Here is a 26,535-nt window from a genome sequence, read left to right on the forward strand (position 1 = left end):
GCCTTTGCCGTCCGCAAGTTGCCGTCGTGTCATGGACCCTCTACTGCCCGAACCCGAACCGCTGGTCTCGCTGATCGAGGCGCTGCGGCGCCTGCCCGGCGTGGGTGTGCGTTCCGCGCGACGCATGGCCTATCACCTGTTGCAGCACGACCCCCAGGGCGCCGACATGCTCGGACGCGCGCTGGCCGGCGCCGTGCGCGACCTGCGCCACTGCTCGCGTTGCAACAGCTTCGCCGAAGAAGACGTGTGCGCGACCTGCGCCAATCCCAAGCGCGATCCCTCGCTACTGTGCATCGTCGAGACGCCGGCCGATCAGAACATGATCGAGTCCAGCCACGGCTACCGCGGCCTGTACTACGTGCTGATGGGACGCGTCGCGCCGCTCGAGGGCATCGGCCCGCGCGAGCTGGATTTCGACCGCGTCATCCGCCGCGCCACCGACGGCGTGGTGCAGGAGGTTATCCTGGCCACCAACTTCACCGCCGAAGGCGAGACCACCGCGCATTTCCTGGGCGAGGCCCTGGGTGAACGCGGCCTGCGGGTCACGCGCCTGGCGCGCGGCGTGCCGGCCGGCAGCGAGCTGGAATACGTGGACGCCGGCACCATCGCCTGGGCGCTGATGGAGCGCAAGACCACCTGACACGCCCCACAATAGCGCGCCGGCAATGTACCGGCGGGCATTGGAAAAACGGCCCGCCCGCGCGGCGCGGCCTCCACGAGAGGAAGACAACCAACATGTCAGCCCTGACCGGCCTGAAGGTTCTGGAACTCGGCACGCTCATCGCCGGCCCGTTCGCCGCGCGCATCTTCGGCGAATTCGGCGCCGACGTCATCAAGGTGGAAACGCCGCACGGCCCCGATGGCACGGGCGGGGGCGACCCCATCCGCAGTTGGCGCCACCTGCATGAAGGCAATTCGCTGTGGTGGACGGTGCAGGCCCGCAACAAGCAATCCATTGCCCTCAATCTCAAGCATCCCGAGGCCCGCGAAATCGCCCGCAAACTGGCGCTGGACGCCGACGTGGTGGTCGAGAACTACCGCCCCGGCGTGCTCGAGAAGTGGGGCCTGGGCTTCGAGCAGTTGCGCGCCATCAATCCCGCCCTCATCATGGTGCGCCTGTCCGGCTACGGCCAGACCGGCCCGATGAAGGATCAACCGGGCTTCGGCGCCATCGGCGAATCCATGGGCGGCCTGCGCTACGTGTCGGGGCATCCCGACCGGCCGCCGCTGCGGGTCGGCATCTCGATCGGCGATTCGATCGCCGCGCTGCATGGCGTGATCGGCGCGATGATGGCGCTGCGCCACCGCGACGCCACCGGCGGCCGCTGGAACGGCGTGCAGGGCGAAGGATGCCAGGCGGGGCAGGGCCAGATGGTCGACGTGGCGCTGTATGAGGCCGTGTTCAACATGATGGAAAGCCTGGTGCCCGAGTATGACGTGGCCGGCGTGGTGCGCGAGCGCACCGGCGGCGCGCTGCCCGGTATCGTGCCGTCCAACACCTACACCACGCGCGACGGCCAGAACATCGTCATCGCCGGCAACGGCGATGCGATCTTCCACCGCCTGATGCTGGCCATCGGCCGCGACGACCTTGCCTCGGACCCGGACCTGGTGCGCAACGATGGCCGCGCCCGCCGGGTCGCCGAGATCGACGGCGCCATCCAGCAATGGTGCGATGGCCGCGGCATCGAGGAAGCGCTCAACACCCTGAAGGCGGCCGACGTGCCGGTCGGCAAGATCTACAGCGTGGCCGACATGTTCAGCGATCCGCAGTTCCTGGCGCGCCGCATGATCGAGCAGCACCACTTCGCCGACGGCAGTCCGGTCAAGCTGCCTGCGGTGGTGCCCAAGCTCTCGGAAACCCCGGGCGGCACCCGCTGGATCGGTCCGTCATTAGGGGAACATACCGAGGAAGTCCTGAAATCGCTGGGGTATGATTCAGCGGCTATCGACAAGCTGGCGCAGACCGGCGCTATCGGTATCCCCGCACCCAAGGAGACAACACATGTCAGTCACACGTCGTGATCTGCTCAAGATGGCCGGCGCCGCCGGCGTCATGGGCATGGCCCCCGCCATCGTGCGCGCCCAGAAGCTGGAGAAGACCAAGGTCCAGATCGCCGTGGGCGGCAAGCCCCTGATCTACTACCTGCCGCTGTCCATCGCCGAGGCGCGCGGTTACTTCAAGGACGAGGGCCTGGACGTCTCCATCGCCGACTTCGCCGGCGGCTCCAAGGCGCTGCAGGCCGTGGTGGGCGGCAGCGCCGACGTGGTCTCGGGCGCCTTCGAGCACACCCTTGCCATGCAATCGAAGGGCCAGGCCTACCGCGCCTTCGTGCTGCAGGGCCGCGCGCCGATGATCGGCGTGGGCGTCTCCAAGAAGAACCTGCCCAACTACAAGGGCCCGGCCGACCTGAAGGGCAAGAAGATCGGCGTGACCGCGCCGGGCTCGTCCACCAACATGGTGGTCAGCTTCTTCCTGGCCAAGCATGGCCTGAAGGCTTCCGACGTTTCCATCATCGGCGTGGGCGCCGGCGCCGGCGCGGTGACCGCGCTGCGCAGCGGCCAGATCGACGCCATCTCCAACACCGACCCCGTGGTGTCGATGCTGGAAATGCCGGGTGACATCCAGATCATCGTCGACACCCGCACGCTCAAGGACACGCAGGACATCTTCGGCGGCAACATGCCGGCCGGCTGCCTGTACGCGCCGCAGGCGTTCGTCGACGCCAATCCGAATACCGTGCAGGCGCTCACCAACGCCATGGTGCGCGCCGACAAGTGGATCCAGAAGGCCGGTCCCGACGAGATCGCCAAGGTCGTGCCGGAAACGTACCTGCTGGGCGACCCGGCGGTGTACAAGGCCGCCATCGGCAAGAGCCTCGAGGGCCTGTCGCCCGACGGCATGATCCCCGAGGACGGCGCCGCCACCGCGCTCAAGGCCCTGGCTGCGTACCAGGCGGATTTCGACGGCGCCAAGATCGATCCGTCCAAGGTCTGGACCAACGATTTCGCCCGCCGCGCCAACGAGAAGTACCCCAATGGCTGAAGCCGCGCTATCGCTGGAAAACATCAGCTGCACCTTCGTCTCCCGCGACGACCGCTCGCAGCGCTACACCGCCGTCAGCGACACGAGCCTGGCCATCGCGCCGGGCGAGTTCGTGTCGGTGGTGGGCCCCACGGGCTGCGGCAAGTCCACCCTGCTCAACGTCAGCGCCGGCCTGCTGGCGCCGTCGTCGGGCCAGGTAAAGGTCTTCGGCCAGCCGCTGTCGGGCATCAATTCGCGCGCCGGGTACATGTTCCAGGGCGAGGCGCTGCTGCCTTGGCGCAGCGCGCTCGACAACGTGGTGGCCGGGCTGGATTTCGCCGGCGTGCCGCGTGACGAGGCGCTCGAGCGCGGCCGCGACTGGATGCGCCGCGTCGGCCTGGGCGGCTTCGAGAGCCGCTATCCGCACCAGATGTCCGGCGGCATGCGCAAGCGCGCCATGCTGGCGCAGACGCTGATCCGCGACCCCGACATCATCCTCATGGACGAGCCGTTCTCGGCGCTCGACATCCAGACGCGCCAACTGATGGAAAACGAGGTGCTGGACCTGTGGATGGCCAAGCGCAAGGCGGTGCTGTTCATCACCCATGACCTGGACGAAGCCATCGCCATGAGCGACCGCGTGGTGGTGCTGTCGGCCGGGCCAGGCACGCATCCCATCGGCGAATTCGCCATCGACCTGCCGCGTCCGCGCGACGTGGCCGAGGTGCGCAACAACCTGCGCTTCGTCGAACTGCATGCGGCCATCTGGGCCGTGCTGCGCGAGGAAGTGCTCAAGGGCTATGCCCAACAACAGAAGCGGGCCTGAGGCCGTGCCTGATCCCGGCCACGCCCGCTTCCCCATGAACAGGCCCTGACCATGTCCAAGTCGTTCAAACCAGGTTCCGCCAGCCTGCGCTTCTGGCAGTTGCTGCTGCTCGTCGTCATCCTGGGCGTGTGGCATTTCGCCTCGCGCGATTCCAAGGTGGCGTTCTTCTTCGGCGAGCCCCTCAAGGTATGGGGCCGCATCTGGGCCTGGTTCGTCACCAACGCCGACATCTACACCCACCTGTGGGTCACGCTGACCGAAACCGTGCTGGCCTTTTTCATCGGCACCATCGCCGGGCTGGCCTTCGGCCTGTGGCTGGGCCTGTCGCCGCGCGCCAGCGCGATTCTCGATCCCTACATCAAGGCGGCCAACTCCATGCCGCGCGTGATCCTGGCGCCGATCTTCGGCATGTGGTTCGGGCTCGGCATCTGGTCCAAGGTGGCGCTGGCGGTGACGCTGGTGTTCTTCATCGTCTTCTTCAACGTCTACCAGGGCGTGCGCGAAGTCAGCCCGACGCTGCTGGACAACGCCCGCATGCTGGGCGCGCGCCGGCGCCAGTTGCTGCGCCACGTCTACCTGCCGTCGGCCACCAGTTGGGTGTTCTCCAGCCTGCACACCTCGGTGGGCCTGGCCTTCGTCGGCGCGGTGGTGGGCGAATACCTGGGCTCGGCCAGCGGCGTCGGCTACCTGATCCTGCAGGCCGAGGGCACCTTCGACGTCAACACGGTGTTCGCCGGCATCGTGGTGCTGACCGCGTTCGCGCTGGTGCTGGATTACATCGTCGGGATCGGTGAAAAACGTTTGATGAAGTGGCAGCCGAAGTCGGGCGAGACCGAGAAGATCTGACCCGCTGGCCGTTCCGGAGCCGCGCGCTGGCGCGGCCCGGCGGCTATCGCTGGCCCGGGCTCTGCAGGGCGCCCTGGTCCCGGAGCCAGGCGGCGAGGCTGTCGAACGCGTCGCGCGCGCCTTTCAGCGCCTGCGTTTCCTGTCCTTGCGCCGCCACGTCCAGGTGTTGCAGGAAACTCTTCCACAGTGGCCCGACCTCATCGCCATAGCCGCGCAGGTAGCGCAGCGGCAACGGCGGATCGGCGGCTTCGAGCCGCTTGGCCAGGAAGCGTCCTCCCAGTTGCGAACCCTCGACCACGTAGGCCACGCCCAGCGCATAGGCGTCGGCCGCCAGCGGGCGCGGCGCATCGGGACATTGCGGAACCGGCGCGCTGTCGCCCGCCGCCCGCAGGTCGGCACGGATCAACGCGCTTTTGCCGTCCCGGTCCGCAGCCCGCAACGAGGCGGGCCAGTCCAGTTGCCACAGCCGGCTTTCCACCGGTTCAAGCCAGCCCAGCATGGCGCGCAGATAAGCCACATAGCGGGCCGGGCTGACGTTGCCATCGGCCAGCGCCAGCCCCATATCCAGGGCCTCGTGGCGGTCGCGCGTGCCGTCGCGCAGGAGTTGGTGCACCGGGGAGATCATGCGGGCTCATTGCCGGGGGCGGCGTTGCGGTGCAAGGACCAGATCTGCGGCTGCCGCTCGAAGCGCCAGCCTGAATCGGCGGCCAGCCATTCGATGTCGCGCGCGTCGAACAGCGCGGGCCCGTCCGGCGCCTGCGCGGGCACGGCGAAGCGGGCATGCCATGCCGAGGGGTCAGCCGTGTCGAGCTCCACTTCGGCGTCTTCGGGCAGCCAGGCCACCAGGCACAGCAGCCAGGCCATGAGCAGATAACGACTGCTGAAAGCGGGCAGTTCGAGCATGCCCGGGTCCTCGGGCCAGCGGACCCGGCGCTTGGACCACATCAATTGCGAGAACAGCAGCTTGCGGCATTCCTTGAGCAGCGTCGCCAGCGGCAGCGTCGCGCCGTTGTCGCTGAACCACTGGTCGAGGTCGCGGATCACGCTGACGCTGTCTTCCAGCATATCGTTGAGGTCTCCGGCGAGCCGTTCGCAGCGCTGCTGCCGGGCCTCGGCATCCGCGCCTTCCGGCGCGTGGCCCAGCATCGCCGCCGCCAAGGTGGCATTCGATAGCGGCGCGATGGCCTCATGGCGCAGCACCGGGAATATCTGCGCCAGCACCTTCAGCCGTACGCCTTGCGCGGCCAGCGCCTGGGCGGAAATATCGACTTGCATGGCGGTGTCAACCTGCCTGGCGCAGCACGGTCAGCAGCGCATCGGGGTCGGCGGGCTTTTCGATCCAGCCATCGAAGAGGGCGGTGGCGTCTTCGTGCCGTTCATGCCGCGCCAGGCCGCTCAGGGCGTAGATGCGCGATGACACATTGCGTTCGCGCAGCCGGCGGGCCAGCTCGTAGCCGTCCATGTCGGGAAGCAGGATGTCGACCAGCACTGCTTCGGGAGCGAACGTGGCGGCCTGCCGCAGCGCGTCTTCGCCAGTACCTGCGCAGCGCGCTTCCAGGCCGGACAGCGCCAGGAATTCGGCCAGCAGTTCCGAGCCCATTTCATTGTCGTCAACCAGCAGGACGCGTAGGGCGCGCTCGTCGTTCAAGGGGTGTCTCCAGATTCGGGGATCTGCGGCGCATCCTGGTCGCGCGGCAGGGTAACGGTGAAAATGACCAGGCCGTCGCGGCAATCGACGGCGATCTCGCCCTGGTGGTCGCGCACCACCTGTTCGGCGATGTACAGGCCGAGCCCGAGGCCATTGCGGTTGCGCGACTGGCCCAGGGATTCGGGCTTGAAGGGCGAGAACAGGTGCGCCATGACCTCGTCGGGGATCGGCGCGCCATGGTTGGCCACGGTAAGTTCGATGGTGTCGCCACGCGGCATCGCGCTGACGTGGATCGGCATGCGCGGCGCGCCATGCTGGCGGGCGTTGCTCATCAGGTTGGTGACCACCTGGGCGATGCGGTCGGTGTCGGCCGTCAGCACCAGGTCGGGGTGCACGTCCGGCTCGATGAGCAGGCCGGGATAGGCCTGGCGCTTTTCCTCGATCAGACCGTTCAGGAGGTCGGACAGGCGGCATTCGCGCTTTTCGATGCCGAGCCCCATGCCGCCCTGCAGCCGGGATAGATCCAGCACCTGCGAGATCAGCCGCTGCATGCGTCCGCTGGAATAGCGGATGCGCTCGCCCATGCGTGCGCCGGCGTCGGTCCGCGAAAGCAGCGTGGCCGCCATGGAAATCGATTGCAGCGGATCGCGCAGGTCATGGCCCAGCATCGCCAGCAGCGCCGTGCGGGCGCGGTCGACGTCGGCGGCGCGGCTGGTGGCAATGTGCGACAGCTCGTCGCGCAAGTTGTCGGCCGCCTCGAGTTCGGCCGGCAGCCAGGGCGGGCTGGTGTCGCGCATGACCTCGCGCCAGGCCTCGAACGAGCCGCGCGGAGTCAGGCGCGGCCCCAGGTTGCCCACCGCGTATTGCTTTTCGGGTTTGCCGCCCCACACCACGGTCTCGATCTGTTCGCGCCGCAACCAGATCAGCCAACCATTGTTCATGGGATCGAACTTGCACGCCAGCAGGCCCGCATAGGGCACCAGGTCGGTCTGCAGCTCGGGATAGTCGCGCGCGATGTGGTTGGTGTGGACGACACGTTGCCCGCTCTGGTCCAGCGCGCACAGGATGCCGGCAAGTTCGCCGCGCGGCGCGATGCCTCCGAATACCGTGACGCTGTTGCCCCACAGGCACAGCGCGGCGTCGTTGGCGATCAGCGAGGCGGGCGTTTCCGGGCCGCCGGAAAGGGCCTGGTGGATGTTTTCGGAATCGGATGCGCGCTCGGTCAACCGGCTGACCAGCGCGGCATCGCGCCGTGTCTGCGCGGCGCGGTCGTTGCCTTCGATGGTCGCCAGCGCCGCGGCCAGCACCTGGGCCAGCGCCTCGCAGGCCAGCCGGGCCGGGTAGGGGACCAGGCGCGGCGAATGGTGGTGGCACGCGATCATGCCCCAGAGCCTGCCGCCGATCACCAGCGACAGGCTCATGGTGGCGCGCACGCCCATGTTCGCCATGTATTCCAGATGGACCGGCGACACGCTGCGCAGCACCGAGAAGCTCATGTCGAGCGGCGCGTCGATGCCGTCCTGCGCCAGCACCCGCACCGGCCGGTACTGGCCGTCGGCGATCTGGCGCAAGGTATTCACGGTGTACAGGCGGCGCGCCTGGGCCGGAATGTCGCCGGCGGGATAGCGGCGCCCGACCCAGTCTTCGAGCGCGGGATCGCCGCGCCGCTCGGCCACGATCTCGCCGCTGTCGTCGGGATGGAAGCGATAGGCCATGACGCGGTCGAAGCCGGTGGCGCGTTGCACCTCTTGGACGGCGCGCTCCAGCAGGCCGGCGATGTCGCGCTGGGCCCGCACGCGCTCGATGCTGCGGTAGATCAGCGCCTGATCGGCGATGCCGGCGTCGTTGCCGCGGCGCTCGAGTTCGATCAGCGTCAGTTCGTCGGTGTTGCGGTGGGCGATGACGTCGTAGACGTGCCCGTCCAGCGAGATGCTGAGCGGATCGAAGACGGGATCGTCCTGAGACAGCCAGCCTGGCAGGTTCCGCGCCAGGCCCGGCGGCAGCGAAGCCGGATCGCAGCGATAGCCCAATGCGACCGGCATCCCCAGCACCTGCGGCGCGTTTTCGCTGGCGTAGCGCAACACGCCCGCGGCATCGAAGGCGAGCAACGCGCCCAGGGGCTGGATCGCGCCCGGGACGTGAATCGGTTCGCTGTCGCAGTTCGCGAGCGTGACTGGCGGATGCGACTGGGTGGGCGCATTCATTCTAGGCTTGTCCTGGAGGTGCGCAATGTGTTGTCATTATGTCAAAGTTCTTGCGAATGTGTGCATATGCAGCGTAGGGGATTTTGGCGCGCGCCGCCTCGTCTTTTGGGCGTCCACCATCCCCCTGGCCGTTTGGCGCAAGCGGCCGGATTATTCCGGAGTTTCCATGGCGCGTCTTCCCTACGCCGATCAGTCCCATCCCGAAGCGCGACCCCTGGTCGACCGCATCGTCGCCGAACGCGGCAGCGTGCTGCACTTGTACCAGATGTTGCTGCACAGCCCGGCCGTGGCCGGCGGCTGGCTCAACTACCTGACCTCGATCCGGCAGTTGTCGACCCTGCCGGGCGACATCCGCGAATTGGTGATCATGCGGGTGGCGGCGATCAACGGCGCGCCCTACGAGGCCGACCAGCATGCGCCGATCGCGCTGAAAGAGGGCGTGTCGCAGGCCCAACTGGACGCCTTGTCCGATTGGGAGGCCTCGTCCCTCTTCAGCGAGCGCGAGCGCGCCGTGCTGGCCTACACCGACGCCATGACGCGCCAGGTGCAGGTGCCCGAGCCGGTGTTCCAGGCGGCCCGCGCCGCCATGGGATCCGACAAGCTGACCGTGGAATTGACCGCCACCGTGGCGGCCTACAACATGGTGTCACGCTTCCTGGAAGCGCTGCAGGTGCATTCGCACGATCATCGCTGAGCGCGCCCGGCCAATGCCGGCCGGGCAAGCGGTCAGGCGCGCTGCGCCTCGATCAGCGCGTCCAGCTTGATGGCGTCGGCCACGAACGCGCGGATGCCTTCGGCCAGCTTGTCGCTGGCCATGGCGTCGTCATTGAGCAGGGTGCGGAACGCCACTTCATCCGAGGCGATGCGGGCGATATCGCCGCTCACCGCGTCGGCGCGCAGTTGCGCCGGGGCGTCGCCTTCGGTCTGCGCGAGCTGGGTCAGCAGCTCGGGGCTGATGGTCAGCAGGTCGCAGCCCGACAGGGCCAGGATCTGGCCGACGTTGCGGAAGCTGGCGCCCATGATCTCGGTGGAGATGCCGAAACGCTTGTAGTACTGGTAGATGCGGGTCACCGACTGCACGCCGGGGTCGCGCGCGCCGGCGTGGTCGGCTTCGACCCAATTGGCGCCCGCGGCCTTCTTGTGCCAGTCGTAGATGCGGCCGACGAACGGCGAGATCAACTGCACCTGGGCATCGGCGCAGGCCACCGCCTGCGGCAGCGAGAACAGCAGCGTCAGGTTGCAGCGCACGCCCTCGGCCTGCAGCGCGCGGGCCGCCTGGATGCCTTCCCAGGTGGATGCGATCTTGATCAGCACCCGTTCGCGCGGCACGCCGGCGGCTTCGTACAGGGCAATCAGGGCGCGGGCGCGCTCGATGGTGGCGCGGGTGTCGAACGACAGGCGCGCGTCCACTTCGGTCGAGACGCGGCCGGGCACGATGTCCAGGATGGCGCGGCCAAAGGCGACCAGCAGGCGGTCCATCAATTCCGGCGTGGGGGCGCCGCGGTGGTCGCGCGCGGTCTTTTCCAGCAGCGGGCGGTAGGCATCCTGCTGCACGGCCTTCAAAATAAGGGACGGGTTTGTGGTGGCGTCGGTGGGCCGCAGCGCCTTCATCGCTTCGAAATCGCCGGTGTCGGCGACGACGGTGGTGTGATTGCGCAGGGCGTCAAGTTGGCTGGACATGGACAATACGGCTCGCAGCATCAGGGTTGAAGGTGCTTTAGCGTATCACCGCGCCGCCGGCCGCGCTGTCACCGTTGGTAGGCCGGCGGCGGGGCGTGATCGGCCTGGCGCGGCGGCTGAAATCTTCGATCTCAGCCTTATTTGGCGCGGTTCCCCGGGAAAAACGCCCGCTCAAGGTATAATTCCAAGGTTTGATTATCGATTCTAAAACCGGGGTTTACTGTGCTGCCGCAACTCTTTCCCGAGGGGATCAACCGCTTCCCTCCTGCAATTCTGGCTCTGGCGGACGGTACCATTTTTCGAGGCGTGTCGATCGGTGCGCCTGGGCATACCGTTGCCGAAGTGGTGTTCAACACCGCGATGACCGGGTACCAGGAAATTCTCACCGATCCCAGCTATAGCGGCCAGATCGTCACGCTGACCTATCCGCATATCGGCAACACCGGCGTCAACGCCGAGGACGTCGAAGCCAACCGCGTCTACGCCGCCGGCCTGGTGGTGCGCGACTGTCCCGCCCGCGTGTCGAACTTCCGTTCCACGCAATCGCTGCCCGAGTACCTGTCCGAGCAGGGCATCGTCGCCATTTCCGGCGTCGACACCCGCAAGCTGACCCGCATCCTGCGTGAAAAGGGCGCCCAGGGCGCCTGCATCTTCGTTGGTTCGGACGCCGACCGCGCCGTCGAACTGGCCCGCGGCTTTGCCGGCATGGCCGGCCAGGACCTGGCCAAGGTCGTGTCCATCAAGGACAGCACCACCTGGACCCAGGGCACCTGGCAACTGGGCGAAGGCTACACCCAGCCGGACCAGTCCAAATTCCATGTCGTCGCCTACGACTTCGGCATCAAGTCCAACATCCTGCGCCTGCTGGCCGACCGTGGCTGCCGCCTGACGCTGGTGCCGGCCCAGACCAGCGCCGAGGACGTCCTCAAGCTCAACCCCGACGGCGTGTTCCTGTCCAACGGCCCCGGCGACCCCGAGCCCTGCGACTACGCCATCGACGCCACCCGCGTGTTCCTGGACAAGAAGCTGCCGGTGTTCGGCATCTGCCTGGGCCACCAGATCATGGGCCTGGCCGTCGGCGGCAAGACGCTCAAGATGAAGACCGGCCACCACGGCGCCAACCACCCGGTGCAGGACCTGGCCTCCAAGCGCGTCTTCATCACCAGCCAGAACCACGGTTTCGCGGTCGATGCGGCCAGCCTGCCGGCCAATGCGCGCGTCACGCACGTCTCGCTGTTCGACGGCACGCTGCAGGGCTTCGAGCTCACCGACCGTCCGGCCTTCTGCTTCCAGGGCCACCCCGAAGCCAGCCCCGGTCCGCACGACATCCTGGAGCTGTTCGACAAGTTCATCAGCCTGATGTCCGGCCAAAAGTAAAGATTGCATCATGCCCAAGCGTACAGACCTAAAAAGCATTCTCATCATCGGCGCCGGCCCCATCATCATCGGGCAGGCCTGCGAATTCGACTATTCCGGCGCGCAAGCGTGCAAGGCGCTCAAGGCCGAGGGTTACCGCACCATCCTGGTGAACAGCAACCCCGCCACGATCATGACGGACCCGGAAACGGCCGACGTCACCTACATCGAGCCCATCACCTGGCAGGCCGTCGAAAAGATCATCGAGCGTGAAAAGCCCGATGCGCTGCTGCCCACCATGGGCGGCCAGACCGCGCTGAACTGCGCGCTCGACCTGGCCCGCCATGGCGTGCTGAAAAAGCACAACGTCGAACTGATCGGCGCCAACGAGCACGCCATCGAAAAGGCCGAGGACCGCCAGAAGTTCAAACAGGCCATGACCGACATCGGCCTGGAATCGGCCAAGTCGGGCGTCGCCCATAGCATGGACGAAGCCTGGGAAGTGCAGCGCCGCATCGCCGCGGAAGTCGGCACCTCGGGCTTCCCCGCCGTGATCCGTCCCAGCTTCACCATGGGCGGCTCGGGCGGCGGCATCGCCTACAACGCCGAAGAATTCGAAACCATCTGCCGCCGCGGCCTGGAAGCCTCGCCCACCAGCGAGCTGCTGATCGAAGAGTCGCTGCTGGGCTGGAAGGAATTCGAGATGGAAGTGGTCCGCGACAAGGCGGACAACTGCATCATCGTCTGCTCCATCGAGAACCTGGACCCCATGGGCGTGCACACTGGTGACTCGATCACCGTGGCGCCGGCCCAGACGCTGACCGACAAGGAATACCAGATCATGCGTAACGCATCGATCGCGGTGTTGCGCGAGATCGGCGTGGACACGGGCGGCTCGAACGTGCAGTTCGCGGTCAACCCCAAGAACGGCCGCATGATCGTCATCGAGATGAACCCGCGCGTGTCGCGTTCGTCGGCGCTGGCGTCCAAGGCCACCGGTTTCCCCATCGCCAAGGTCGCCGCGCGCCTGGCCGTGGGCTACACGCTGGACGAGCTCAAGAACGAAATCACCGGCGGCGCCACGCCCGCCTCGTTCGAGCCGTCGATCGACTACGTGGTCACCAAGGTGCCGCGTTTCGCCTTCGAGAAATTCCCCACCGCCGACGCGCGCCTGACCACCCAGATGAAGTCCGTGGGCGAAGTCATGGCCATCGGCCGCACCTTCCAGGAATCGTTCCAGAAGGCGCTGCGCGGCCTGGAAGTCGGCGTCGACGGCCTGAACCAGAAGACCACCGACCGCGAAAAGCTGCAGGTCGAGCTGGGCGAACCCGGTCCGGAACGCATCTGGTACGTGGGCGACGCCTTCGCGCAGGGCTTCACGCTGGACGAAGTGCACAACATCACGCACATCGACCCCTGGTTCCTGTCGCAGATCAAGGAAATCGTCGATATCGAGCTGGCGCTCGAACAGAAGACGCTGTCCGACCTGGACTACGCCACCCTCTGGGAACTGAAGCGCCGCGGTTTCTCCGACCGTCGCCTGGCGTTCCTGCTGGACACGGTCGAATCCGAAGTGCGCAAGCTGCGTCACCAGTTGAACGTGCGCCCGGTCTACAAGCGCGTGGACACCTGCGCCGCCGAATTCGCCACCCGCACGGCCTACATGTACTCGACCTACGAGGAAGAGTGCGAGGCCGCGCCCACCGACCGCAAAAAGATCGTGGTGCTGGGCGGTGGCCCGAACCGCATCGGCCAGGGCATCGAGTTCGACTACTGCTGCGTGCATGCCGCGCTGGCGCTGCGTGACGACGGGTACGAAACCATCATGGTCAACTGCAACCCGGAAACCGTCTCCACCGACTACGACACCTCCGACCGCCTGTACTTCGAGCCGCTGACGCTGGAAGACGTGCTGGAGATCGTCCACAAGGAAAATCCGGTCGGCATGATCGTCCAGTACGGCGGCCAGACCCCGCTGAAGCTGGCGCGCGCGCTGGAAGCCAACGGCGTGCCGATCATCGGCACCAGCCCGGAATCCATCGACATCGCCGAAGACCGCGAGCGTTTCCAGAAGCTGCTGAACAAGCTCGGCCTGCGCCAGCCGCCCAACCGCACGGCCCGCACGGAAGCCGAGGCCCTGGCCCACGCCGCCGAGATCGGCTACCCGCTGGTGGTGCGTCCCAGCTACGTGCTGGGCGGCCGTGCCATGGAAATCGTGCACGAGCAGCAGGACCTCGAACGCTACATGCGCGAGGCCGTGAAGGTCAGCAATGACTCGCCCGTGCTGCTGGACCGCTTCCTGAACAACGCCACCGAAGTCGACGTGGACTGCCTGGCCGACGGCGAAACCGTCTTCATCGGCGGCGTCATGGAACACATCGAGCAGGCCGGCGTGCACTCGGGCGACTCCGCCTGCAGCCTGCCGCCGTACTCGCTGTCGGCCGACGTCATCGCCGAGATCAAGCGCCAGACCGGCATGATGGCCAAGGCCCTGAACGTCAGCGGCCTGATGAACGTGCAGTTCGCCATCCAGGGCGGCGATGTCTACGTGCTGGAAGTGAACCCGCGCGCTTCGCGCACGGTGCCCTACGTGTCCAAGGCCACCGGCCTGCAACTGGCCAAGATCGCCGCGCGCGCCATGGCCGGCCAGACGCTGGCGGCCCAGGGCGTCACCCGCGAAGTCGTGCCGCCTTACTTCTCGGTCAAGGAAGCCGTGTTCCCGTTCGTGAAGTTCCCGGGCGTGGACACCATCCTCGGCCCGGAAATGAAGTCGACCGGTGAAGTCATGGGCGTGGGCACCAGCTTCGGCGAAGCCTTCGTCAAGTCGCAGCTTGCCGCCGGCGTGCGCCTGCCGGAATCCGGCACGGTGTTCATCAGCGTCAAGAACCAGGACAAGCCCCGCGCCGTCGAAGTGGCGCGCGGCCTGCACGCCCTGGGCTTCAAGCTGGTGGCCACGCGCGGCACCGCGGCCGAGATCGAAGCGGCGGGCATTCCCGTGCAACTGGTCAACAAGGTCACGGAAGGCCGTCCGCACATCGTCGACATGGTCAAGAACGGCGAGATCGCGCTGGTCATCAACACCGTCGAAGAGCGCCGCAACGCCATTGCCGACTCGCGTACCATCCGTACGCAGGCGCTGGCTGCGCGCGTGACCTTCTTCACCACCATCGCCGGTGCGCGTGCCGCGGTCGAGGGCATGCAGTACCTGCGTCAAGGCCTCGGCCTGCAGGTGTATCCGCTGCAGGAACTTCACGCGTCCTTGTTGGACAAATAGCGCTTGGGCGCGCAGAGGGCGCGCCGCAAGTGAATTGAGGACAAAAGAATGAAGTGGTTCATTCTGGCGTTATTCATCGTATGCGCCACGGTAGTCCACTACCGTGGCCGCGTACGACACCGGTTCTCGCGGCAGGCATTGGATCACTCCACCTTCACGGCGCCGCTGAACTGTTTCATGTACGCGTTCTCCAGCGTGCCCAACAAGCCCTATCTCGACCTGGACCAGTTCCCGGAACTGAAGGTCTTGCTGGACCGCTGCGAGGAAATCCGCGCCGAGGCCGTCAACCTTTATGGCGACGGCCACATCAAGGCGTCGGACAAGTACAACGATGCGGGCTTCAACTCGTTCTTCAAGACGGGCTGGAAGCGCTTCTACCTGAAGTGGTACGACGCCGACCATCCGTCGGCCGAGGCCCTCTGTCCGGTCACGACCAAGCTGCTGGCGGGCATCCCGACCATCAAGGCCGCGATGTTCGCCTCGCTGCCCCCGGGAAGCCGCCTGCCGCGCCATCGTGATCCCTACGCCGGTTCGTTGCGTTTCCACATGGGCCTGATCACGCCGAACAGCCCCGACTGCTACATCAACGTCGACGGCCAGGAATACCACTGGCGCGACGGCGAGGCGGTGGTGTTCGACGAGACCTTCATCCATTACGCCGAAAACAAGACCGACCAGAACCGGATCATCCTGTTCGCGGACGTCGAGCGCCCCATGCGTTACCGCTGGGCCCAGGCGTTCAACCGCGTGGTCGGCGGCTTCCTGTTGCGCGCGGCGGCCGCGCCCAACCAGGAAGGCGACGCCACCGGCGGCATCAATCGCATCTTCGGCGCGGTGTATGCGGTGCGCCGCTTCGGCAAGGCGCTCAAGAAGAAGAGCAAGCCGCTGTACTACCTGTCCAAGTGGGCGCTGGTGGCGGCGATCTTCGCGCTGATCTTCCTGTAAGACTCGCGCCGACCTTCCTGTAGCATAGCGGGCGGGGCCTCTCTTGCGAGAGGCTCCGCCTTTTTTCATCCGACCCGGGGCGAGCCTCCATGGACAGAGTATTCATCACCGGCGCCAGCAGCGGCCTGGGCCGCGCGTTGGCGCAGCGCTATGCCGCCAGCGGCGCCACGCTCGGCCTGCTGGGCCGGCGCGAGGACGCGTTGCGGGAGCTGGCCGCCAGCCTGCCGGGCCAGCATCGCTGCTACGCGGTGGACGTGCGCGACCGTCAGGCGCTGCACGCGGCGGCGCAGGATTTCATTGCGTTCTGCCAGGGGCGGGTGGATGTGGTCATCGCCAGCGCCGGCATCAGCGCCGGCACGTTGACCGGCCATCACGAAGACTACGAGGTCTTCAAGGCCATCGTCGACACCAACCTGCTGGCGACCGTGGCGACCTTCGAGCCGTTCGTCGAGCCGATGCGAGCCGCCGGCGGCGGCCGGCTGGTCGGCATCGCCAGTGTCGCCGGCGTGCGCGGCCTGCCGGGCGCGGGCGCCTACAGCGCCTCCAAGTCGGCGGTGGTGACCTACTGCGAAAGCCTGCGGCTGGAACTGGCGGGCGACGGCATCCGTGTCGTCACCATCGCGCCGGGGTACATCAAGACCGCGATGACGGCGCACAATCCGTACAAGATGCCGTTCCTGATGGACGCCGACAAGTTCGCGCAGCGCGCCCAGGCGGCGATTGGACGCGGCACCACGTACACGGTGATTCCCTGGCAGATGGGCGTGGTGGCGAAACTGATGCGCCTGCTGCCCAACGCGGTCTACGACCGGCTGGCGCGCAACGCGCCGCGCAAGCCGCGCAAGGCGGACAAAGCCGGCTGAGCCGCAGGGCGTCAGCGGCCAGGGCGTCAGGACGACACCCTGGCGCAGGCCGTCACGGCACGACGTCGTCGCCGACTTCAGTGTCCACGTGGCCCACGTCGCCCCAATCCAGCACTTCCCACTGCCGGCCGCGCACGCCGACCCGGTTGATGCTGACGTTCAGCAATGCCGCGTCGCGCGGCGCGTTCAACGGCACGCCGCTGGCATGGCGCCAGATGATGTCCAGCACGCCGCCGTGGGTGAACATCAGGATGCGTTCGCCGTCATGGCGGCTGGCCACGTCATCCACCGTGGAGATGACGCGCGACTGGAACTGGCCCAGCGTCTCGCCGCCGTCCAGCGGGCGCAGCGGGTCGCGGCTGCGCCAGGCGGCTGCCGCTTCCGGCGCCAGCATGTCGATGCGGTCCAGGTCCAGCCCTTCGAGCACGCCAAAGCCGCGCTCGCGGATGCCGGGCTCGATCCGCACGCGCAGGTCCAGTTGTTCCGACACCGGCGTGGCGGTGGCGTGGGCGCGCTGCAGGTCGCTGCTGTAGATGGCGTCGATCGGCGTGCTGCGCGCGTCTTCGCGCAGGCGCGAGGCCAGCAGGCCGGCCTGGTTGCGGCCGAATTCGTTCAGGGGGATGTCTTGCCAGCCCTGCAGGCGGCGCTGGCGGTTCCAGTCGGTTTCGCCGTGGCGGATGAACCAGATTTCAGTCATTGCGGTGTCGATACGGTGGGGAAGGGCGCGGGTGGCGGACCGACCCGGCTCAGAGTGGCTCGGGCGCGACGGGCGCGCGCGGCTTCCAGATGGCTTGAATCACCGAGCTTAACGCGACCAGCGCGGGCTCGCTAGCGCGTTCGTAGGGCAGGATGAAGCCGAGGGTGGCGTCGGCCCGCGCCTGGCCCCACACCATGAAGTCGCCCGAGGCCGCGCCGGCCAGCGCGGTTTCCTCGCGCAGCAGCGCGCAACCGGCGCCGGCCCGCACCAGCGCCTCCAGATTGGCCTGATCGTCATTCTGCATGGCGATGCGCGGCGACAGGCCGTGGCGCTCGAACATGTCGCGCAACAGCAGGTGGGTGTGGCTGCCGGCGGGACCGTCCAGCCACGGCAATTGCGCCACCTCGCGCCAGCCGCCGCGCTTGAGCACGGCGGCGTGTTCGGTCGGCAGCGCGATGCGGTACCGCACGCTGCGCAGCGGTAGCCACAGCACGCCGCGCGGCGGGTGCGCGGCGATGGTCAACGCCGCCGGCAGCCGGCCGGTGCTGACCTGCTCGGCCAGCACGGCGGTGGGCTGGATTTGCGTCTTCAGTTCGATCAGCGGCAGCCGCTGCGTGATGGCCGCCGCCAGCTCGCCCAGCCGCAGGAAGTCGGGCTTCTCGCTGGGCAGGCCCAGTTCCACCACGCCCTGCAGGCTGCCTTGCAGTTGCTGCGCCTCGGACTTGAACTGCGCGCCTAGCACCAGCAGCGATTCGGCGGTGGGCAGCAGCATCTCGCCGGCCTTGGCCAGCGCCAGCCGCCCGCCGCTGCGGTCGAACAGCGCCACGCCCAGGCTCTGTTCCAGCGCCTTGATCTGCGCGGTGACGGCGGGCTGGGTCAGCGACAGCGCTTCGGCGGCCCGCGTCAGGTTGCCCAGGCGGGCAACCGTGACGAAGGCGCGGATCTGATAGATTTCCATGCCGCCTTTGTAGGGGAAGCGGGCTCAGGCGGCAAGCAGCCGTACTTGCGTCGGCTCCAACCCGATCGACACCGGCGCGCCCACCGGGAACGGCGACAGCCCCGCCAGGTGCGACTGGTCGGCCGTCAGGCGCTGTTCGCCGATCTGCACCTGGTAGCGGGTGAATTCGCCCAGGAACTCGCTGCTTTCCACCACGCCCGGCAGCCACACGTAGCGCGCGTCGCCCAGCCCGTCGGCCATTTCGATCTGCACCGTGTGCGGCCGGAAGCTGGCCGCCAGCCGCTGCGCCGCGGGCGCTTCGGCCGCCAGCGGCAGGTGCAGGTCGCCCACGCCTTCCACTGCCAGCACCACGCTGCCGCTGGTGCGCTCGCGCACCTCGCCCTCCAGCACGTTCATGGTGCCGACGAAGTTGGCCACGAAGCGGTTCACCGGATAATCGAACAGCGTGCTGGGGGCGCCGATCTGCTGCACCACGCCGTGGTCCAGCACCGCCATTCGGTCGGCGGTGGTCATGGCTTCTTCCTGGTCGTGGGTGACGAAGATGGTGGTGATGCCGAGCCGCCGCTGCAGGCTCAGCAGGTCCTGCCGCATCTGCACACGCAGCTTCTTGTCCAGGTTCGACAGCGGCTCGTCCAGCAGCAGCACCTGCGGTTCGATCACGATGGTGCGCGCCAGCGCCACGCGCTGCTGCTGTCCGCCGGACAGTTGGTTGGGGCGGCGGCGTGCGTACTGCGACAGCCCCACCAGCTCCAGCGCGGCCTCGACCTTGGTGCGGATCTGCTCGCGCGGCAGCTTGCGCTCGACCAGCCCGAACGCCACGTTGTCCCACACGGTCATGTGCGGCCACAGCGCGTAGTTCTGGAACACCATGCCGATGTTGCGGTCCCATGGCGGGATGGCGCTGATGTCCTTGCCATCCACCAGCAACTGGCCGGCGTCCTGCCGGTTGAAGCCCGCGATCAGGCGCAGCAGGGTGGACTTGCCCGAACCCGACGGCCCCAGCAGGGCGAAGAACTCGCCCGGTTCGATGTGGATGTTGACGTCCTTGAGCACTTCCGTCTTGCCATACGACAGCCGGATGTTGCGGCATTCAACGCTGACTTTCTTCATGTCGATTCCCCTTGATTCAGGCCGTCTCGTCGTGACGCGCCGGGCGCTGGCGCGCCTGGGCGCGTTCCACCAGCAAGTGCGAGACATAGGTGCCGATGGCGACCGCGGCCACCGCCAGCACGCCCAGCGCGGCGCCCGGACCCCGGCCCGCGGCGCTCTGCATGTACAGATAGATGCCATAGCTCATCGGCGCCTGGCTGTCCTTGGTGACCAGCATGATGGTGGCCGACAGCTCCACCGCCGCCGTCACGAAGCTGGTCACGAAGCCGGCCAGCATGCCCCCGGCCATCAATGGCACCACCACGCGCCGGATGGTGCGCAGGCGCGTCGCGCCCAGCGATTGCGCCGCCTCCTCCAGCGATACGTTGATCTGCTGCAGCGCGGCCACGCACGAGCGCAAGGCGTAGGGCAGCCGCCGCACCGAGTACGCGATCATGATGATGATCCACGACGAGGTCAGCAGCGTGCCGGTGCCCGGGATCTCCACGCCGCGGAACGTGCGCAGCAGCCCGATCGCCAGCACGATGCCCGGGATCGCCAGCGCCGCCGACGCCAGGAAGTCCAGCCACTGGCGCGCCGGCAGCCGGGTGCGCAGCATCAGGTAGGCGATGGCGGTGCCCAGGATCACGTCCACGCCCGCCGCCAGGCCGCAATAGAGCAGGGTGTTGGCGATCATGCCCTGCGATTCGCTGAACACCGCGCTGTAGTGCGCCAGCGTGTAGCCGTCCGGCAGCGGCGCGAAGCTCCAGACGCTCGCCAGCGACAGCAGCAGCACCCCCATGTGCGGCGACAGTACCAGCAGCAGCACCAGGATGATCCAGCCATAGGCCAGCACGCTTTCGGCCGGGCGCAGCTTGCGCTTCTGGATCGAGTTGCCGCCCTTTTGCAGCGTGGAGTAGTCGCGGCCCTTGAGCACGCGCGCCGACAGCCACAGCGCCAGGATCGAGAAGGCGATCATGATGACGCTGATGACGTAGCCCAGCGGATCCTCCAGCCCCACCTGCGTGATGCGCAGATAGGCCTGCGGCGCCAGCATGTTGGTGGTGCCCAGCACCAGCGGCGTGCCCAGGTCGTCGAATACCTTCACGAACACCAGCGAGGTGCCGGCCACGTAGCCCGGCAGCGCCAGCGGGAAGATCACGCGGCGGAACAGCCGGAAGCCGCGCGCGCCCAGGTTGAAGGCCGCTTCCTCCATGGCGCCGTCGATGTTGCGCAGCGCCACCACCAGGTTCATCAGGATGAACGGGAAGTAGTGCAGCGCCTCGACGAAGATGACGCCGTTCAGGCCTTCCATGAACGGGATGGTGAAGCCGAACCAGTCGTTCAGCAGCAGGTTGACGCTGCCCGAGCGGCCGAAGATGAGCTGCATCGCCACCGCGCCGACGAAGGGCGGCATGATCAGCGGCAGCACCCCCAGCGTCTGGATGATGAGCGCGCCGCGGAAATCGAAGCGCACCGTGAAGTACGCCAGCGGCACCGCGATCAGCGAGGCCAGCAGCGCCGACCAGCCCGCCACGTAGAGGCTGTTGAAGAACGCCTCCAGCATCAGCGGCTGGTTGAAGAACGCGCCGAAGTGGCCGATGGTGAAGCCGCCGTCGGCGTTGACGAAGGCGCTGTAGAACACCGTGCCGACCGGCACGGCCAGGAACAGCGCCAGGAAACCCAGCACCAGGAGCGCGGCCAGCACGGGGCCGGCGGGCAGGCGTGAATGGCCCGGAAGATTCATCGAGATTCCCGTAATGGTTCAAGACAGGCCGCCCGCGGCGGGGCGGCGGCCGGACGGGGCGAGCCCCCCGTCCGGCGCGAGCCGGGCTCAGAGCGCCGCGGCTTCCCGCGCCAGCTTCACGGCCTGCTCATAATTGCTCTTGGCCGTGCCGTTCCATTCGCCTTCCAGCTTGGTGATCTGCTGGTTGACCGCGGCGTCTTTCTTGTTGCCGCTGAAGATCTTCAGGAACTCGGGATCGGCAGCCTGCTTGCCGTCCACCAGCGGCGCCCAGGCCAGCTTGCGGGCCTGCGCCAGCAGTTCGGCCGGCTTGCCGCTCTTGGCCTTGTCGCCGAGCTTGGCCTCGGCGTCGTAGATCGCCTTGGTCGCCGCCTGCAGTTCCTTCAGGCGGAATGTGACGGTCTGGTCGTACAGCGACTGCACCACGTAGTAACGCGTCTGTGACAGGTCGGCGTTGAACTGCACCTTGCTGCGGCGCGCGATCTCGGCGGGATCCGGATAACCCTGCGGCACCTTGCCGCCCAGCGCCGAATACGGCAGCACCGGCAGGCGCGAGATCTTCGGTTCCAGCAGCAGTTCCTGGCCCGCCTGGCTGAGCGTGAAGGCGATGAACTTCTTGCCTTCCTCGGTGTTCTTGGCGCCGTCGATCAGCGCGATGTTGGCCGGCACGATGGCGGTCTCGGAGGGATAGACGAATTCCACCGGGAACTTCGAGTACTTGCTCGACAGGCCGAAGAAGTCGATCACCGGCCCCGCGCCGAACTGGCCGTTGTTGACGCCGTCCGGCACGCCGAACGAGCGCTCGGTCACGGCGCTGCTGTTGCCCGACATGCGCAGCAGCGTGTTCCAGCCGTCGTCCCAGCCTTCGCCCTGCAGGATGGTCTCGACCGTCAGGTGCATGGTGCCCGAGCGCGACGGCGAGGTGATGCCGACGTGGCCGAACCAGTGCGGCGCCAGCAGGTCCTTCCATTCGACCGGGGCGGGGATCTTGTGCGCCGCGATGTAGCGCGTGTTGTAGACAATGCCGTAGCCGGCCAGCGCCTGGCCCAGGTACATGCCGCCCGGGTCGTTGATGGGGTAGTTGCCGATCTTGTCCGGCACGTCCTTGTTGGCGACGTCCGAGGACTTGGCCAGCAGCTTGTCGCGGCCCAGCACCTCGAAGGCGTCCGGGGCGCTGGCCCAGAACACTTCCGGGCGCTGGCCGGCCGGCGTCTCGCGCACGTAGGCAATGCCGGACACGGTGTTCTTGTTGAGGATCTCCAGCGTGATGCCGGGGTTGGCCTTCTCGAACGCGGTCTTGTAGGCCTGGGTCAAATCTTTCGGGAACGACGTGATCACCGTGACGGTGCCCGCCAGGGCGGGGGCGGCGCAGGCGGCCAGCAGCGCCCCTGCAAGGGCTGTGCGCATTGCATGCATGGTTTGTCTCCGTGGTTTTTCGATTTGTCCGGAGACCTTAGCGGCTGCATGCGCCGCCAGTCCAATCACAAATTTTGATGCGCGCCATCAGTGTGGCGGGAATTCGGGAGAACCCGCGCGAGCGCGCGGGCCTGGGGCGGCCGCCTAGGCCGTGGCCGACACGCCGCCGTTGGCCTTGGCCATCGCCTTGATCTTTTCGTTCATCACCTGCTGGATCTGGTTCATGATCTGCAGCGCCTGCCCGTTCAGGGCCTGCATTTGCGTGGCCTTCTGCTCCGCCGACGCGTTGCTATCGCGCACGCGTTCGATCTGCTCCATGACGCGCTTGAGCTGGCGCTGCAGTTCCTTGATCTGCCGGGTGTAATGATCGTCGTTTTCGGAGGATTCGGTTTCCTCTGCCTGGCCGACCTTCATGGCGCCGGCGTTGTTGACGCGGATCTTGCCGTCTGGCGTGACGCTGACGCCCGGATCGCCGGCCTTGGCATCCTTGGCTTCCTTGTTGGCCTGGATCTTCTGCGCCCACAGGTCGGCCATGCTGCCGATGCGCGAGGTGCCGCTGATGGAATCGATGGCCATGGAGGTCTCCTGGGAGGGAATTGACTGGGGTTTCCACTAATACGGCATTGCGGCGGAGAACTTAAGTTGCCGCCCGTTCCCGGCCCCCTTTACACTGGCGCCCGCTCACACCAATCACTCCCGGGGATTCCATGTCCAATTCCTATTTTCCGCGCTGGCGCCTGGCGGACGACGCCGAGCCCGGCGTCATCATCGCGCCCGACGAACGGCTGTCCTGGCCCAAGAACGTGGCCATGGGGGCGCAACACGTGGTGGCGATGTTCGGCTCCACCGTGCTGGCGCCGCTGCTGATGGGCTTCGATCCCAACGTCGCCATCCTGATGTCGGGCATCGGCACCCTGATCTTCTTCCTGTTCGTGGGCGGCCGGGTCCCCAGTTACCTGGGTTCCAGCTTTGCCTTCATCGGCGGCGTCATCGCGGTTACCGGCTATGCCGGCGGCGGGGCCAACGCCAACATCGGCGTGGCGCTGGGCGCCATCATCGCCTGCGGCCTGGCCTACACGCTGATCGGCGTTCTCGTCTGGATCGCCAACGGCCGCGCCGGCGGCGGCGCCAACTGGATCGACACCCTGATGCCGCCGGTGGTGACGGGCGCGGTGGTCGCGGTGATCGGCCTGAACCTGGCGCCTATCGCCGCCAAGGGGGCCATGGGCGCCTCGGGCTTCGACAGCGCCATGGCAATCGTCACCATCCTGTGCGTGGGCGGCATTGCGGTCTACACCAAGGGCATGGTGCAGCGCCTGCTGATCCTGGTCGGCCTGATCCTGGCCTGCGTGGTCTACGCGATCTTCGCCAACGGCATGGGCCTGGGCAAGCCGATCGACTTCTCGGCCGTGTCGGCCGCCGCCTGGTTCGGGCTGCCGCACTTCGCCGCGCCCGTGTTCAAGGCCGAGGCCATGGGCCTGATCGTGCCGGTGGCCATCATCCTGGTCGCCGAGAACCTGGGCCACGTCAAAGCGGTCAGCGCCATGACCGGCCAGGACCTGGACCGCTACCTGGGCCGCGCCTTCGTCGGCGACGGCGTGGCCACCATGGTCTCGGGCGCCGTCGGCGGCACCGGCGTCACCACCTACGCCGAAAACATCGGCGTGATGGCGGTGACCCGCATCTATTCGACGCTGGTGTTCGTGATCGCCGCGCTGATCGCCATTGTGCTGGGCTTCTCGCCCAAGTTCGGCGCCCTGATCCAGACCATTCCCGCGCCCGTGCTGGGCGGCATGTCGGTGGTGGTCTTCGGCTTGATCGCCATTGCCGGGGCCCGCATCTGGGTGGTCAATCAGGTCGACTTCAGCGACAACCGTAACCTGATCGTGGCTGCGGTCACGCTGGTGCTGGGCGCGGGCGATTTCACCGTCAAACTGGGCAACTTCACGTTGGGCGGCATCGGCACCGCAACCTTCGGCGCCATCATCCTGTACGCACTGCTGCGCCGCAAGAAATAGGGTGGGGCGGTTGTCCTGCCTGGCGCCCGTCCCTCGGGCGCCGCGCCCGGCCCGCGGCGGCCGGCCGCGAGGCTGCAGCTCCGCTGGCCGGGCGCGACAGGCCGGCGCCGCTCAGGAACGCGACAGCCGCGACGCCGGCGTCCGGCCGCCCACCTGCACCGGGGCCGCCTCGATCACCTGGCCCGACTGGGTCTTGAAGACCGCGGTCGCCTCCGCCAGGCGCCGGGCCTGATCCTCCATCGCCGACGCGGCCGCCGAGGCCTGCTCCACCAGCGCGGCGTTCTGCTGCGTCACCTCGTCCATCTGCGAGACCGCCAGGCTGACCTGGTCGATGCCGCCGGCCTGTTGCGCCGAGGCCGCCGAGATCTCACCCATGATGTCGGCCACGCGCTGCACCGAGGTCACGATTTCGTCCATGGTCTGGCCGGCGGCCGCGACCTGCGATGAGCCGGCCGCGACCGTATCGACCGAGGTCTCGATCAGGACCTTGATCTCCTTGGCTGCCTGCGCCGCGCGCTGCGCCAGGGTGCGCACCTCGCCCGCCACCACGGCGAAACCCTTGCCCTGTTCCCCGGCACGGGCCGCCTCCACGGCGGCATTCAGCGCCAGGATATTGGTCTGGAAGGCAATGCCGTCGATCACCGATACGATGTCGGCGATGCGCCGCGAACTCTCGGAAATGCCCTGCATGGTGGCCACCACCTGGCCGACCGTCTGGCCGCCACGCTGCGCCACCTCCATGCTCACCGCCGCCAGTTGGTTGGCCTGGGCGGCGTTGTCGGCATTCTGCTTGACGGTGGCGGCCAGCTCTTCCATCGTCGAGGCGGTCTCTTCAAGCGCGGCTGCCTGCTGCTCGGTGCGGGTCGACAGATTGGCATTGCCGGCGGCGATCTCGGCCGCGCCGACATTGATCTCCTCGACCCCCTGACGCACCGTGGTCACCGTGCGGGTCAAGCCGTCCTGCATGCGCCGCACCGCGGAAAACAGCGTGCCGATCTCATTGTTGGAGCGGGCGTCGACCCGCTGGGTCAGGTCGCCCGCGGCGATCCGGTCGAAATGCCGGCCGGCGTCCTGCAGCGGCAGTAGCACGCCGCGGCGGATGAAGGCCCAGCACAGCACCGCCAGCAGCAGCGCCACCGACAGCAGGGCGATGGCCGAGATGCGGGCGGTCGAATAGGTGCTCTGCGACCTTTCCAGCACGCTGTCGCTGCGTTCCTGGACCCGCGCCAGGAACACCTGCATGTCCTTGGCGAAGTCGGCGTCAGCCTGGCGCACCCGCGCTTCGTTCTGCTGGTAGCGCGCGACCGAGCGCTCCTTGAGCGCCGCGTCCAGTTCGCCCAGCGCGGCGGCGTAGGCGTTGAAGCGGCCCTGCAGGACCCGCGCCAGCTCCTGGCCGCGCTCGCTCTTGGGCACCGCCATGTAGCGGTCGAAGCGCTCGCGCGCCAGTTTGAGCTGTTCGGCGGCGGCGGCTTGCGCGCTGGCCGCCTGGTCGTTGGCGCCGGACTGAAGGTCGGCGATGCCCGTGCCCAGCGACAGCCGGGCGCGCAGTAGCGCGGCATTGGATTCATAGAGCGGATCGACCTGATGCACGGCCACATTATTCAGGTCCTCGATTTCGTGCATGCTGTTTTCGGCGTTCATCCAGCTCAAGCCGCAAGCCAGCGCCAGGGTAATCACAAAGCAGGCCAACACCAGCATCATGCCCGTACGGACTTTCAATTTTTCCAGCATGGGAGCTCCCGTTCTTGAACGCGCTCCACCGCAGGCGTGGATACCGTGCCCACCGGCGCTGCGGCAGAGGGGCGAACGTCGCGCCGGATGACTGCGATGCGTCCGCCCAACCTGCAACACGCACAATCAATCGCTTTACGCGTGGCCGACACGGGCGGCTCGCGTATCCCTTCGCTTGAAACAGGAAAATGCCGGCTAATACCGGCATGTATTTA

The 26,535-nt window shown here is 67.4% G+C and carries 23 protein-coding genes; 11 read left to right on the forward strand and 12 right to left on the reverse strand.

What is annotated here, in order from left to right; genetic code table 11:
• Positions 1-31 precede the first annotated feature (31 nt).
• From recR to SB816_RS19185, 5 genes are all read left to right on the forward strand, one after another.
• Positions 32-640: a recombination mediator RecR gene (gene recR / locus SB816_RS19165; RefSeq protein ID WP_006385499.1), complete on the forward strand. Its 609-nt coding sequence runs from the start codon at positions 32-34 to the stop codon at positions 638-640.
• Between the two features lie 95 nt (positions 641-735).
• Positions 736-2,025 (forward strand): CaiB/BaiF CoA transferase family protein, encoded by a 1,290-nt coding sequence (locus SB816_RS19170; protein ID WP_064524049.1) that lies wholly within the window; start codon positions 736-738, stop codon positions 2,023-2,025.
• On the forward strand, positions 2,006-3,046 hold the full coding sequence (locus SB816_RS19175; protein WP_035359350.1) for an ABC transporter substrate-binding protein: 1,041 nt from the start codon (positions 2,006-2,008) through the stop codon (positions 3,044-3,046). The genes SB816_RS19170 and SB816_RS19175 overlap by 20 nt, the downstream gene beginning before the upstream one ends.
• Positions 3,039-3,851: an ABC transporter ATP-binding protein gene (locus SB816_RS19180; protein WP_054501088.1), complete on the forward strand. Its 813-nt coding sequence runs from the start codon at positions 3,039-3,041 to the stop codon at positions 3,849-3,851. The genes SB816_RS19175 and SB816_RS19180 overlap by 8 nt, the downstream gene beginning before the upstream one ends.
• Positions 3,852-3,902: 51 nt before the next feature.
• Positions 3,903-4,697 carry an ABC transporter permease gene (locus tag SB816_RS19185; protein ID WP_049075402.1) on the forward strand — a complete coding sequence of 265 codons (795 nt, stop codon included), beginning with the start codon at positions 3,903-3,905 and terminating at the stop codon, positions 4,695-4,697.
• Positions 4,698-4,740: 43 nt separating this feature from the next.
• On the opposite strand, the gene SB816_RS19190 is transcribed toward SB816_RS19185, so the two are convergent.
• Genes SB816_RS19190 through SB816_RS19205 form a run of 4 tightly spaced genes read right to left on the reverse strand, consistent with a single transcriptional unit; the run spans position 4,741 to position 8,549 of the window.
• Positions 4,741-5,322, reverse strand: a complete 582-nt coding sequence (locus SB816_RS19190) for a biliverdin-producing heme oxygenase (protein ID WP_144655304.1) — start codon at positions 5,320-5,322, stop codon at positions 4,741-4,743.
• The gene (locus SB816_RS19195) at positions 5,319-5,972 is read right to left on the reverse strand and encodes a hypothetical protein (RefSeq protein ID WP_064524053.1); all 654 of its coding nucleotides are present in this window, start codon (positions 5,970-5,972) and stop codon (positions 5,319-5,321) included. Before SB816_RS19195 ends, SB816_RS19190 begins: the two co-directional genes overlap by 4 nt.
• A gap of 7 nt (positions 5,973-5,979) precedes the next feature.
• On the reverse strand, positions 5,980-6,345 hold the full coding sequence (locus tag SB816_RS19200; protein ID WP_054501091.1) for a response regulator: 366 nt from the start codon (positions 6,343-6,345) through the stop codon (positions 5,980-5,982).
• Complete coding sequence (locus SB816_RS19205) at positions 6,342-8,549, reverse strand: ATP-binding protein (protein ID WP_144655303.1); 2,208 nt, start codon at positions 8,547-8,549, stop codon at positions 6,342-6,344. The genes SB816_RS19200 and SB816_RS19205 overlap by 4 nt, the downstream gene beginning before the upstream one ends.
• Before the next feature lie 166 nt (positions 8,550-8,715).
• Between SB816_RS19205 and SB816_RS19210 the strand changes: the two genes are divergently transcribed.
• A complete protein-coding gene (locus tag SB816_RS19210) occupies positions 8,716-9,243 on the forward strand; it encodes a carboxymuconolactone decarboxylase family protein (protein WP_144655302.1) in 528 nt (175 codons plus the stop codon).
• Between the two features lie 32 nt (positions 9,244-9,275).
• Here SB816_RS19210 and tal read toward each other — a convergent pair whose 3' ends face one another.
• Positions 9,276-10,229: a transaldolase gene (gene tal / locus SB816_RS19215; protein ID WP_144655301.1), complete on the reverse strand. Its 954-nt coding sequence runs from the start codon at positions 10,227-10,229 to the stop codon at positions 9,276-9,278.
• 222 nt (positions 10,230-10,451) lie between these two features.
• On the opposite strand from tal, the gene carA reads away from it, so the two are divergent.
• The 4 genes from carA (at position 10,452) to SB816_RS19235 (ending at position 16,667) form a co-directional block, all read left to right on the forward strand.
• Positions 10,452-11,606 (forward strand): glutamine-hydrolyzing carbamoyl-phosphate synthase small subunit, encoded by a 1,155-nt coding sequence (carA, locus tag SB816_RS19220; RefSeq protein ID WP_054501095.1) that lies wholly within the window; start codon positions 10,452-10,454, stop codon positions 11,604-11,606.
• A gap of 10 nt (positions 11,607-11,616) precedes the next feature.
• Entirely contained in the window at positions 11,617-14,859 is a 3,243-nt protein-coding gene (gene carB / locus SB816_RS19225; RefSeq protein WP_054501096.1) for a carbamoyl-phosphate synthase large subunit, read from the forward strand.
• A 48-nt stretch (positions 14,860-14,907) separates the two neighbouring features.
• Entirely contained in the window at positions 14,908-15,804 is an 897-nt protein-coding gene (lpxO, locus tag SB816_RS19230; protein ID WP_054501097.1) for a lipid A hydroxylase LpxO, read from the forward strand.
• Positions 15,805-15,893: 89 nt separating this feature from the next.
• Positions 15,894-16,667 carry an SDR family oxidoreductase gene (locus SB816_RS19235; protein WP_054501098.1) on the forward strand — a complete coding sequence of 258 codons (774 nt, stop codon included), beginning with the start codon at positions 15,894-15,896 and terminating at the stop codon, positions 16,665-16,667.
• Positions 16,668-16,719: 52 nt separating this feature from the next.
• On the opposite strand, the gene SB816_RS19240 is transcribed toward SB816_RS19235, so the two are convergent.
• The 6 genes from SB816_RS19240 to SB816_RS19265 all read right to left on the reverse strand — a co-directional run bounded on the left by SB816_RS19240 (position 16,720) and on the right by SB816_RS19265 (position 23,147).
• Positions 16,720-17,364, reverse strand: a complete 645-nt coding sequence (locus SB816_RS19240) for a histidine phosphatase family protein (protein WP_410547382.1) — start codon at positions 17,362-17,364, stop codon at positions 16,720-16,722.
• A 49-nt stretch (positions 17,365-17,413) separates the two neighbouring features.
• Entirely contained in the window at positions 17,414-18,322 is a 909-nt protein-coding gene (locus SB816_RS19245; protein ID WP_006385483.1) for a LysR family transcriptional regulator, read from the reverse strand.
• A gap of 24 nt (positions 18,323-18,346) precedes the next feature.
• Entirely contained in the window at positions 18,347-19,432 is a 1,086-nt protein-coding gene (locus SB816_RS19250; RefSeq protein ID WP_313657805.1) for an ABC transporter ATP-binding protein, read from the reverse strand.
• Between the two features lie 16 nt (positions 19,433-19,448).
• Entirely contained in the window at positions 19,449-21,158 is a 1,710-nt protein-coding gene (locus tag SB816_RS19255; RefSeq protein WP_054501100.1) for an ABC transporter permease, read from the reverse strand.
• Positions 21,159-21,245: 87 nt separating this feature from the next.
• Positions 21,246-22,571 carry an ABC transporter substrate-binding protein gene (locus SB816_RS19260; protein ID WP_064524063.1) on the reverse strand — a complete coding sequence of 442 codons (1,326 nt, stop codon included), beginning with the start codon at positions 22,569-22,571 and terminating at the stop codon, positions 21,246-21,248.
• A 144-nt stretch (positions 22,572-22,715) separates the two neighbouring features.
• Entirely contained in the window at positions 22,716-23,147 is a 432-nt protein-coding gene (locus tag SB816_RS19265; protein ID WP_049075382.1) for a FlxA-like family protein, read from the reverse strand.
• Between the two features lie 131 nt (positions 23,148-23,278).
• Between SB816_RS19265 and SB816_RS19270 the strand changes: the two genes are divergently transcribed.
• On the forward strand, positions 23,279-24,589 hold the full coding sequence (locus SB816_RS19270; protein ID WP_054501102.1) for a solute carrier family 23 protein: 1,311 nt from the start codon (positions 23,279-23,281) through the stop codon (positions 24,587-24,589).
• Positions 24,590-24,700: 111 nt separating this feature from the next.
• Here the strand turns inward: SB816_RS19270 and SB816_RS19275 are convergent, their stop codons facing one another.
• Positions 24,701-26,320, reverse strand: coding sequence for a methyl-accepting chemotaxis protein (locus tag SB816_RS19275; protein ID WP_054501103.1), 1,620 nt, complete (start codon positions 26,318-26,320; stop codon positions 24,701-24,703).
• Positions 26,321-26,535: the final 215 nt, after the last annotated feature.

Source organism: Achromobacter sp. SIMBA_011 (assembly GCF_046535435.1).
Lineage (GTDB): Bacteria > Pseudomonadota > Gammaproteobacteria > Burkholderiales > Burkholderiaceae_B > Achromobacter > Achromobacter dolens.

Excerpts from the sequence above, each read along its gene's own strand:
- SB816_RS19235 (WP_054501098.1), top strand. The coding sequence starts at position 15,894 with ATGGACAGAGTATTCATCACCGGCGCCAGCAGCGGCCTGGGCCGCGCG.
- SB816_RS19270 (WP_054501102.1), top strand. The coding sequence starts at position 23,279 with ATGTCCAATTCCTATTTTCCGCGCTGGCGCCTGGCGGACGACGCCGAG.
- SB816_RS19245 (WP_006385483.1), bottom strand. The coding sequence starts at position 18,322 with ATGGAAATCTATCAGATCCGCGCCTTCGTCACGGTTGCCCGCCTGGGC.
- SB816_RS19250 (WP_313657805.1), bottom strand. The coding sequence starts at position 19,432 with ATGAAGAAAGTCAGCGTTGAATGCCGCAACATCCGGCTGTCGTATGGC.
- carB (WP_054501096.1), top strand. The coding sequence starts at position 11,617 with ATGCCCAAGCGTACAGACCTAAAAAGCATTCTCATCATCGGCGCCGGC.
- SB816_RS19180 (WP_054501088.1), top strand. The coding sequence starts at position 3,039 with ATGGCTGAAGCCGCGCTATCGCTGGAAAACATCAGCTGCACCTTCGTC.
- SB816_RS19185 (WP_049075402.1), top strand. The coding sequence starts at position 3,903 with ATGTCCAAGTCGTTCAAACCAGGTTCCGCCAGCCTGCGCTTCTGGCAG.
- SB816_RS19260 (WP_064524063.1), bottom strand. The coding sequence starts at position 22,571 with ATGCATGCAATGCGCACAGCCCTTGCAGGGGCGCTGCTGGCCGCCTGC.
- SB816_RS19210 (WP_144655302.1), top strand. The coding sequence starts at position 8,716 with ATGGCGCGTCTTCCCTACGCCGATCAGTCCCATCCCGAAGCGCGACCC.
- SB816_RS19175 (WP_035359350.1), top strand. The coding sequence starts at position 2,006 with ATGTCAGTCACACGTCGTGATCTGCTCAAGATGGCCGGCGCCGCCGGC.
- SB816_RS19170 (WP_064524049.1), top strand. The coding sequence starts at position 736 with ATGTCAGCCCTGACCGGCCTGAAGGTTCTGGAACTCGGCACGCTCATC.
- recR (WP_006385499.1), top strand. The coding sequence starts at position 32 with ATGGACCCTCTACTGCCCGAACCCGAACCGCTGGTCTCGCTGATCGAG.
- SB816_RS19195 (WP_064524053.1), bottom strand. The coding sequence starts at position 5,972 with ATGCAAGTCGATATTTCCGCCCAGGCGCTGGCCGCGCAAGGCGTACGG.
- SB816_RS19275 (WP_054501103.1), bottom strand. The coding sequence starts at position 26,320 with ATGCTGGAAAAATTGAAAGTCCGTACGGGCATGATGCTGGTGTTGGCC.
- lpxO (WP_054501097.1), top strand. The coding sequence starts at position 14,908 with ATGAAGTGGTTCATTCTGGCGTTATTCATCGTATGCGCCACGGTAGTC.
- tal (WP_144655301.1), bottom strand. The coding sequence starts at position 10,229 with ATGTCCAGCCAACTTGACGCCCTGCGCAATCACACCACCGTCGTCGCC.
- SB816_RS19265 (WP_049075382.1), bottom strand. The coding sequence starts at position 23,147 with ATGGCCATCGATTCCATCAGCGGCACCTCGCGCATCGGCAGCATGGCC.
- SB816_RS19190 (WP_144655304.1), bottom strand. The coding sequence starts at position 5,322 with ATGATCTCCCCGGTGCACCAACTCCTGCGCGACGGCACGCGCGACCGC.
- SB816_RS19205 (WP_144655303.1), bottom strand. The coding sequence starts at position 8,549 with ATGAATGCGCCCACCCAGTCGCATCCGCCAGTCACGCTCGCGAACTGC.
- SB816_RS19255 (WP_054501100.1), bottom strand. The coding sequence starts at position 21,158 with ATGAATCTTCCGGGCCATTCACGCCTGCCCGCCGGCCCCGTGCTGGCC.
- SB816_RS19240 (WP_410547382.1), bottom strand. The coding sequence starts at position 17,364 with ATGACTGAAATCTGGTTCATCCGCCACGGCGAAACCGACTGGAACCGC.